Consider the following 9046-nt stretch of genomic DNA (forward strand, 5'->3'; position numbering starts at 1 on the left):
GCGAAGTCTGGTGCTCGCCCGTGTGCTCGGCGGTCACGGTCAGTTCCATGGATTGACCAGCTCGACGCCCGTTCCTTCGAAATGGCGAGTATTGCGTGTAGCCACAGTTGCATGCCGGGAATTCGCGATACCTGCGATCTGAACATCACGAATCTCCACAAACCGCCCTACGCGCTGATGGCCTGCCGCAATGATCCCGGCGGCGAGTGCCGCCATCTGGTCGAAAGGCTGCACGCGATCGTTGAGGTCCTCGGCTAGGAGTTGAGAAAAGCTGGCGTTGAGCTGTTTGCGCCGGCGTCCTGGCTCCAAAAGGTCAATGCCCAAACGTACTTCGAAAACTGTTATCGAAGTCGTCCAAATGGATTCGGCTGGTTGGTTGTCGAGCCATTCCACCACGGCCGGATCGGGGACGTCCCGCATCAATGCGGAGAGCACGTTCGTATCCAGCAGGATCATGATTCGAACCGCGCGGGTTGGACAGACTGTCCCCGCAACTCGGGAATGTCCTCCTTGAGCCCAACGCCTTTGAAGCGCGCAGCGATACGCGAACCTAGCCGCCGCGGCGGATCGTCGACATTGCGGACGGCGTTCCGCAAGATTTCGCGCACTTCCTCCTCCGTGCTGCGACCGTGCTGACGGGCCAGGCGTTGCAGTTTGCTCTTCGTGTCGTCATCGAGTTGCCGGATGAGTATCTGCGCCATCTTGCAATGATATCTCGATATCGCTATCTAGCTGGATCGTTACAAGCTGGTGTAGTGTGACGACACCGCTGCCTGCGTCGCAGAAACGACCCCTGCAGCACCGCGCCAGCTAGATGTTGAAACACGCGGAGAGTTGCCCGATAACAAAGCGCGAAGCTTAGGCCGGGTGCGCCCGGCCTAAGCTCCTACTGAGCTGCTCAGTAGTTGTTACAGGATGCGGCGACAGACTCGACAAGTCCCACGTACTGCGCGGCACCTGGCATGGCCTGCAGCTGCGCGGCCATCTGCTGGCGACGTGGCGGAGGCGCGGCCAGGAACGAGTGCAGCCAGTTCTGTGCGACCGGTGATGCATTGAACTGCGCGGCAGCCCCTGGATCCTGCGCGTTGAGCGCTGCCATGATCTGCCCGTAGTTGCAGGTGGTATTGATCGCCACGTCTAGGGGGTCCGCAGACGCGACCCCAGCACCAACACCCAGCGACAATGCCAGAGCGCCGATACCGGCGCTGAGTGCAGACAACGACAGCTTCACCATTTGTGGACACCTTCCCCAACTAATGCACCGCCAAAAAGACGGCGACGACATCTGCCCAGCGGTTGCCGTCTCCGATTGAGGGTACCAGGCCCCCCGGGCTTGCTCATATCAAGCTGCTTATCGCGCGACGACCCCCAGCCATAACTATCTGCAGGTCAACGGCACAATTCGCGGTGTTTCGCGTTGAGTGAAATACGCCCTACAGCCGGGCCGCCAGCTCGGTGCCCTGCTGGATTGCGCGCTTGGCGTCCAACTCGGCCGCCAGCGCCGCACCGCCGATGATGTACGGCTCGATGCCATTGCGCCGCAGTTCGGTCACCAGATCACGCACCGGTTCCTGACCGGCGCACACCACCACGTTGTCCACCGCCAGCAGCCGTGGCTGCTGGCGGTCCGAGCCGAAGCTGATGCTCAGGCCCTCGTCGCTGATCCGCTCGTAATTCACCCCGGACAGCTGGTGGACGCCTTTCGCCTTCAATGACGCGCGATGTACCCATCCACTGGTCTTGCCCAGTCGCTTACCCTGCGGACCCTTGGTGCGCTGCAACAGGTACACCTCCCGGGCGGCCGGCGCCGGCAGGGGAGTGGTCAACGCGCCGCGAGCCTCCTGCGGATCGACCGCACCCCACTCGGCCTTCCATTCCTTAAGGTTCAGGGTCGGCGAATGCTCGGTCACCAGCAGTTCGCTGACGTCGAATCCGATGCCTCCGGCGCCCACGACGGCCACGGCCTTTCCCACCGGCTTGACGCCGGTGATGGCCTCGGCGTAGGTCAGCACCATGGGGTGGTCGATGCCGGGAATCGCCGGAATGCGCGGCGCCACACCGGTGGCCAGTACTACGTCGTCGAAATCCGAGTCGTCGCCGGTCAATTCGTCCGCGGTAACCCGAGTGCCCAGTCGCACCACGACGCCGTGCTTGTCCAGCATCGTGGCGAAGTATCGGATGGCTTCGCTGAATTCCTCTTTGCCGGGTATGCGGCGGGCCATGTCGAACTGGCCGCCGATGAAGTCGTTGGCTTCGAACAGTGTGACGTGGTGGCCCCGCTGGGCGGCGTTGACCGCGACGGCCAGTCCGGCCGGGCCGGCTCCGACCACGGCAACCTTGCGGGCACGCCGTGTCGGCGACAGCACCAGCGTCGTTTCGTGTCCGGCCCGCGGGTTGAGTAGACACGACACCAGCTTCTTGGCGAAGGCGTGGTCCAGGCAGGCCTGATTGCAGGCGATGCAGGTGTTGATCTCTTGAGCACGGTCGGACTGCGTTTTGAGCACCCACTCCGGGTCGCTCAGCAGTGGCCGAGCCATCGATATCAGCCGTACCTGGGTGTCGGCCAAGATCTGTTCGGCGGCCTGCGGCATGTTGATCCGGTTGGACGCGACCACCGGGATGCTGACGCGTTCGGCGACGGCGTGGGAGATGTCGACGAACGCGCTGTTGGGCACCGAGGTGACGATCGTCGGCACCCTCGCCTCGTGCCATCCGAAGCCGGAGTTGATGATGGTTGCGCCCGCGGCCTCCACTTCGGTTGCGAGCGCGACAATTTCGTCCCAGGTCTGGCCGTCCTCGACATAGTCGGCCATCGACATCCGGTAACAGATGATGAAATCGGATCCGACGGCGGCGCGGGTACGGCGCACGATCTCGACCGGGAAACGGCGGCGGTTGGCGGCTGTGCCGCCCCAGGCGTCGGTGCGCTTATTGGTGCGCGGCACCAGGAACTGGTTGAGCAAATACCCTTCGCTGCCCATGATTTCGACACCGTCATACCCAGCCTCTCGGGCCAGCTGCGCGCAGCGGACGAAATCGGCGATGGTCGCTTCGATGCCACGCCCCGACAGTGCCCGCGGGCGAAATGGGTTGATCGGCGCCTTGATTGACGACGCGCTGACCGAAAGCGGATGGTAGGCATAGCGTCCCGCGTGCAGGATCTGTAACAGGATCTTGGCGCCTGCGTCGTGGACTGCGGTGGTGATGCGACGATGGCGGCGGGCTTCCGCGGAGGAGATCAACTGGGACGCGAATGGCAGCAGCCAACCGGTGCGGTTGGGTGCGTAGCCGCCCGTGACGATCAGGCCGACACCGCCGCGGGCGCGTTCGGCGAAGTATGCGGCGAGCCGATCGATATGGCGGGCTCGGTCCTCCAGTCCGGTGTGCATCGAACCCATGACCACGCGGTTGCGTAGCGTGGTGAACCCGAGGTCTAGCGGTGAAAGTAAGTTGGGGTACGGGCCTGTCATTGGTCCTCCGGAAGCGCTTGAGCCACCTCGTCGAGTCCCGATGGATCGGGGAAGGCGCCCGAGCAGCATAAATGGCACCCGGCGTCACTATGCATATAAGTGCATACAGACCGGGCACGCTGACGGGCGTGCCAATTGGTTGAGGTATATGTGCAACGTCTAGTATCAGTAACCGAAGGTGTTGCCGGGAGGCCCTCGGGTGACACAGCAGCAGCCCACATTGAGCAGTACCTGGAGGACACGTTGAGGAGATGTCCGTGACGTACGTGATCGCCGAACCTTGTGTCGACATAAAGGACAAGGCATGCATTGAGGAATGCCCGGTCGACTGCATCTACGAGGGTGCCCGGATGCTCTATATCCACCCCGACGAGTGCGTTGACTGCGGTGCCTGCGAACCGGTGTGTCCCGTCGAAGCGATCTATTACGAAGACGATGTGCCTGACCAATGGAGCCAGTACACGCAGATCAACGCCGACTTCTTCGATGAGCTGGGATCGCCGGGCGGCGCGGCAAAGGTCGGGATGACCGAGAACGACCCGCAAGTGGTCAAGGATCTGCCGCCGCAGGGCGAAGACGACTGAGCGAGCCGCTTGGTCCCCGGCTGCGCCGGCTTGTGTCGGCGTCTCTGCCGGTATTCCCGTGGGACACCTTGGCCGACGCAAAAGCGCTGGCCGGCGCCCATCCGGGCGGCATCGTCGACCTGTCCGTCGGCACACCTGTTGACCTGGTCGCCGCGCTGATCCGCGAAGCGTTGGCGGCTGCGGCTTCCGAGCCGGGATATCCCGCCACCGCGGGTACCCCGCGGCTGCGTGAGGCTGCGGTGACCGCGCTAGCACGCCGCTATGGCGTCACTGGGCTGGCCGAGGAGGCGGTGCTGCCGGTGATCGGCACCAAGGAGCTCATCGCCTGGTTGCCGACGCTGCTGGGCTTGGGTCCCGCGGATCTGGTCGTGGTGCCCGAACTGGCGTATCCGACGTACGACGTGGGCGCTCGGTTGGCCGGGGCGCAGGTGGTCCGGGCGGACTCGCTGACTCAGCTGGGCCCGCGGTCGCCGGCACTGGTGTACCTCAACTCGCCGAGTAACCCGACCGGTCGGGTGCTGGGCATCGAGCACCTGCGCAAGGTGGTCGGGTGGGCGCGTGAGCGTGGCGTTCTCGTCGTTTCCGACGAGTGCTACCTGGGTTTGGGCTGGGACGCCCAGCCGTTCTCGGTGTTGCACCCGTCGGTATGCGACGGCGACCACGCCGGGCTGCTGGCGGCGCACTCGCTGTCGAAGACATCGTCGCTGGCTGGTTATCGCGCCGGCTTCGTCGTAGGTGATCCGGGATTGATCGCTGAGCTGCTGGCGGTGCGCAAACATGCCGGGATGATGGTGCCGACGCCGGTGCAGGCCGCCATGGTCGCCGCGCTTGATGACGATGCTCACGAGAAGCTACAACGCGAGCGCTACGAGCGGCGGCGTGCGGCACTAATGCCGGCGCTGCGCTCGGCGGGTTTTGTGGTGGACCATTCGGAGGCTGGCCTCTATATATGGGCCACCCGCGGTGAGTCCTGCGGAAACAGCGTGGCCTGGTTTGCGGAGCGCGGCATCCTGGTCGCGCCCGGCGATTTCTACGGCCCGGGCGGCGCGCGTCATGTCCGGGTGGCATTGACCGCGACCGACGAGCGCATCGGCGCCGCCGTGCAGCGGCTCGCCTAGTACCGCCGAGCAGACGCAAAAGTCCCCAAAATCGGCATGATTTGGGGGCTTTTGCGTCTGCTCGGCGCGGGTTGCGGTTGCTCCTGCTCTCGGCCCGAGGTAAGGAATGTGGTCGTGACTTCGGATGGCAGTTCGGCCGGCAAGCTACGGATCCCGCTGACGATAGGAGATGTGTGCAAGCGGCTCTTTCTGGGAAAGCCGCTGATCACCGAGGACCTGGCAGCCGAGCGATTGTCAAATCCCGTTGCACTGGGCGCCCTTTCGCCCGACGCGATCTCATCGACCGCCTACGGCCCGGAGCAGATCCTGATCGAGTTGCTACCGAATGCGGGGTTGGCGGCTTTCGCGTTGCTGCTACCCATTACCGGCGTCATCTTGTTGATCCTGGCGTTGGTCGCAGCGTCGTATCGACAAGTCGTGATGGCCTACACCCGGGCCGGCGGGTCCTACATCGTCGCGCGGGACAACTTCGGCCCCCGGGTCGCACAGATCGCTGCCGCGGCGCTGCTGATCGACTATGTGGTCACCGTGGCTGTGCAGTCGGCGGCCGGCACGGTGGCGGTGGTGTCGGCGATCCCCGCGCTGGGGCCCTACAGCCTGGAGATCACGGTTGGTGTGGTGATCGTCATCTGCTACGCCAACCTGCGGGGAATGAAGGAAGCGGGACGACCCTTTGCGGCGGCGACCTACCTCTTCGTCATCGTGATCGCGACGACCATCGTGACCGGCGTCATCCGCCATCTGTTCTGGGGCCTCCCAACCTACGATCCGCAGCAGCTGCCCGGAACGGTGCCGGTGCATCAGGGCAACGGATTGGTGATGGGCGCCACGATCCTGGTCTTGCTGCGCGCGTTTGCCAACGGTGGTTCATCGCTGACGGGGGTCGAGGCAATCTCCAATACCGTCGATGTCTTTCGCAAGCCGCAGGGTCGCAATGCGCGTCGCGTGCTCACCGCTATGGCCGGCATTTTGGGATTCTTGCTGGCCGGCGTTGCCTACCTGGCGTACGCGACCCACGCCACGCCGTATCTCACCGAATATCCCTCGGTGTTGTCGCAAATCGCGCGCATGGTCTTCGGCAGCGGGATGACCGGCAACATCTGCTTCATAGTGGTCCAGGCGTCGACGGCGGCAATTCTGTTTACCGGCGCGAACACCAGCTTCAACGGCTTCCCGGCACTGGCTAATTTCGTCGCCGAAGACCGCTTTTTGCCCCGACAGCTCACGAAACGTGGTCATCGCCTGGTGTTCTCGAACGGAATCATCACCCTTACGGCGTTGTCGGTGGTGTTACTGGTGGTTACCGGCGGCTCAGTCAACGCGCTGGTCCCCCTTTACGCGATCGGTGTGTTCACCGGCTTCGCGATGGCCGGTTACGGCATGACCAAATACCATCTGACGCACCGGGAACACGGCTGGCCGTACCGGCTGGCGATCAACCTGTCGGCGGCGATCTTGTCGACGATCGTGGTGGCCATCTTCGCGGTGGCGAAGTTCACGGAGGGTGCGTGGCTGGTCGTGGTCCTGTTCCCGCTGCTGGTGTTCGTCCTGATGCGACTGAACCGCGAATACCGCGCCGAGGCAGCAATTCTCGAGATGTTCCGCACCGGCGGACCCGAGTTGGTGAAGTACGCGCGACACCGGGTATTCATCTTCGTCAACTCGGTCGACCTCGCCGTGATCGAGGCGCTGCGGTACGGGAAAGGATTGCGGGCCGACGAGCTGATCGCGGTGCACTTCATGGTTGACGCGCCGTACGCCGCGCAGTTGCGAAAGCGTTGGGATCACTTCGATCTTGACACTCGGCTCCGCATTGTGGACTGCCCGGACCGGCGGATCACCCGCGCCGCGCAGGTGCTCGTCGCGACGGCGAGCAAGGAACATCCGGACAGCAACGTCACAGTGCTGTTACCGCGTCGAACTTATGCGCCGCTGCTGGGACGACTGTTGCATGACCGCACCGCGGACAAGATCGCCAGGGCCGTCAGCGTGATCCCGGACGCCGCGGCGACGATCGTGCCCTACGATGTGCAATCCCGGATCCAGGAGGCCTACCCCGAGCGCTTCGAGCAACGGATTACGCGAGAACTCGACAAGCTCGAAACCTGGGTTTTCCAGGCCGAGGAGCAAGCGGTCGAGGCCTATGAACACCCCGAGCGGCCGCCGTCGGTGATCACGGTGGCGGCCCTGATCCCCGGACAGCGTGGCACCATCGAAGGGCGGGTCAGCCAGGTGGAGGACATCACCAAGCGCCGGCGTACCTTCCGATGGATCGTAGTCGGCGACGACAGCGGCGACATGCGCATCGCGTTTCATCCCGGTCGCGGCGGCGCTGACATCCAACCCGGTCAGCTGTTGCGCATCACCGGCAAGGCTCGGCAGAGCGGCAACCGGCCCATGTCGATGGTCAATCCCACCTATCACGTGGTCGAGGAACTGGCCAAGGAGCCAAACAGTTAGATTGGTTAACCATGAAGCGGATAGCGGCCCTGTTGGTATCCATAGCTGGAATTGCGTTCACAGCGAATGGCTATCGACCGCTGACGAAACACGGTTACGGGTCGCTGTACGCGTTCGCTTACGGTCTGTTCGCCTCCGAGCTTCCCATGCAGACGCTGGCTGCTCAGTTCGCGGCGCTGGTCGCGCTGTCGCGACGGTTGCCGCCGCGGGTGCTGCGATTCGCTTGGCTGGTGTCGGCGGTGTCGTGGGTGGGGCTGCTAGGCCTGCGTCACTTTGGTCGCCGCGCTGACGAACCACTGACGGCGGCGCTGGACGCGGGACTGGGCGCCGACCGGCGCACCGAGTCGGGCGACCTGTGGAAGCGGCCCGTACCCGGGGGCGCCACCGCGAAAAAGCCCGGTGTGGCACGCATGTTGCGGATCTACCGCGATTACACGCACGACGGCGACATCAGCTACGGAGAGTGCGGCTCGAGGAACCATCTCGACATTTGGCGACGGCCCGATCTCGCCCGCGGCGGGCGGGCTCCGGTGCTGCTGCAGGTTCCCGGCGGTGCCTGGATGGTCGGAAACAAACGTGGTCAGGCACATCCGCTGATGAGCCATCTGGCCGAGCTGGGTTGGGTCTGTGTGGCGATCAACTACCGGCTCAGCCCGCGGTCCACCTGGCCCGACCACATCGTCGATGTCAAGCGCGCGATCGCGTGGACAAAGGAACACATCGCCGAGTACGGCGGTGACCCGGACTGGATCGCGATCACCGGGGGCTCGGCCGGCGGGCACCTGTCTTCCCTTGCCGCCCTTACCCCCAACGATCCGCGATTCCAGCCGGGCTTCGAAGACCCCGACACGCGGGTGCAAGCGGCTGTCCCTTTCTACGGTGTCTACGACTTCACCCGAAACGACGAGTCGATGCACCCACTGCTGGTGCCGGTGGTAGCGAAGCGGGTGTTCAAGCTGAGCCGGACGGAAATCGACGAGCCGTTCCGCATCGCCTCACCGATCACCCATATCTCCGAGGACGCGCCACCGTTTTTCGTGCTGCACGGTCGTAACGACTCGTTGATCCCGGTCGAGCAGGCCCGCTGCTTTACCGCGCGACTGCGTGAAGTGAGCCGACAGCCGGTCGTCTATGCCGAGTTGCCGTGCGCACAACACGGTTTCGATATCTTCGGTTCGGCGCGTGCAGCACACGCGGCAGTAGCCGTCGAGCAGTTCCTGGCCGAGACGTACGCGTCGCGTTCCTCAACATAGCTTATCGCTGTGTACTTGCTGTAGATCGTATCCCGCCAAACCGCGGGATATCATGGAATTCCGTAGTCCCACCAGGGATTTCATGCTTCTGGACCGCTGGCGAGCGCGCCGCCGTCAGTTAGAGTCGCTAAGGTGAAGTTCGTACGTTGACCAATCCTGCC

8 protein-coding genes are annotated in these 9046 nt (G+C 64.0%); 4 read left to right on the forward strand and 4 right to left on the reverse strand.

What is annotated here, in order from left to right; genetic code table 11:
* Nucleotides 1-39: 39 nt before the first annotated feature.
* The 4 genes from MSIMFI_RS13495 to MSIMFI_RS13510 form a co-directional block, all read right to left on the reverse strand.
* Nucleotides 40-456 carry a type II toxin-antitoxin system VapC family toxin gene (locus tag MSIMFI_RS13495; RefSeq protein WP_191497575.1) on the reverse strand — a complete coding sequence of 139 codons (417 nt, stop codon included), beginning with the start codon at nt 454-456 and terminating at the stop codon, nt 40-42.
* Complete coding sequence (locus MSIMFI_RS13500) at nt 453-701, reverse strand: FitA-like ribbon-helix-helix domain-containing protein (RefSeq protein WP_186242275.1); 249 nt, start codon at nt 699-701, stop codon at nt 453-455. The genes MSIMFI_RS13495 and MSIMFI_RS13500 overlap by 4 nt, the downstream gene beginning before the upstream one ends.
* A gap of 197 nt (nt 702-898) precedes the next feature.
* Complete coding sequence (locus MSIMFI_RS13505) at nt 899-1231, reverse strand: hemophore-related protein (protein WP_186245659.1); 333 nt, start codon at nt 1229-1231, stop codon at nt 899-901.
* A gap of 202 nt (nt 1232-1433) precedes the next feature.
* Nucleotides 1434-3470 (reverse strand): NADPH-dependent 2,4-dienoyl-CoA reductase, encoded by a 2037-nt coding sequence (locus MSIMFI_RS13510; RefSeq protein WP_191497576.1) that lies wholly within the window; start codon nt 3468-3470, stop codon nt 1434-1436.
* Nucleotides 3471-3727: 257 nt separating this feature from the next.
* Here MSIMFI_RS13510 and fdxA point away from each other — a divergent pair, with 257 nt between their 5' ends.
* From fdxA to MSIMFI_RS13530, 4 genes are all read left to right on the forward strand, one after another.
* Nucleotides 3728-4054, forward strand: a complete 327-nt coding sequence (fdxA, locus tag MSIMFI_RS13515) for a ferredoxin (protein ID WP_186242277.1) — start codon at nt 3728-3730, stop codon at nt 4052-4054.
* A 32-nt stretch (nt 4055-4086) separates the two neighbouring features.
* Nucleotides 4087-5172 carry a succinyldiaminopimelate transaminase gene (gene dapC, locus MSIMFI_RS13520; RefSeq protein ID WP_191497577.1) on the forward strand — a complete coding sequence of 362 codons (1086 nt, stop codon included), beginning with the start codon at nt 4087-4089 and terminating at the stop codon, nt 5170-5172.
* A 114-nt stretch (nt 5173-5286) separates the two neighbouring features.
* Complete coding sequence (locus MSIMFI_RS13525; RefSeq protein ID WP_396819945.1) at nt 5287-7632, forward strand: APC family permease; 2346 nt, start codon at nt 5287-5289, stop codon at nt 7630-7632.
* Between the two features lie 11 nt (nt 7633-7643).
* The gene (locus MSIMFI_RS13530; protein WP_191497579.1) at nt 7644-8885 is read left to right on the forward strand and encodes an alpha/beta hydrolase; all 1242 of its coding nucleotides are present in this window, start codon (nt 7644-7646) and stop codon (nt 8883-8885) included.
* Nucleotides 8886-9046: the final 161 nt, after the last annotated feature.

The sequence above is a fragment of the Mycobacterium simulans genome (genome assembly GCF_900232995.1).
GTDB classification, from domain to species: domain Bacteria; phylum Actinomycetota; class Actinomycetes; order Mycobacteriales; family Mycobacteriaceae; genus Mycobacterium; species Mycobacterium simulans.

What these genes read in the sequence shown, in the direction of transcription:
- MSIMFI_RS13500 (WP_186242275.1), bottom strand. Translation starts at nt 701, where the DNA reads ATGGCGCAGATACTCATCCGGCAACTCGATGACGACACGAAGAGCAAA.
- MSIMFI_RS13510 (WP_191497576.1), bottom strand. Translation starts at nt 3,470, where the DNA reads ATGACAGGCCCGTACCCCAACTTACTTTCACCGCTAGACCTCGGGTTC.
- MSIMFI_RS13495 (WP_191497575.1), bottom strand. Translation starts at nt 456, where the DNA reads ATGATCCTGCTGGATACGAACGTGCTCTCCGCATTGATGCGGGACGTC.
- MSIMFI_RS13530 (WP_191497579.1), top strand. Translation starts at nt 7,644, where the DNA reads ATGAAGCGGATAGCGGCCCTGTTGGTATCCATAGCTGGAATTGCGTTC.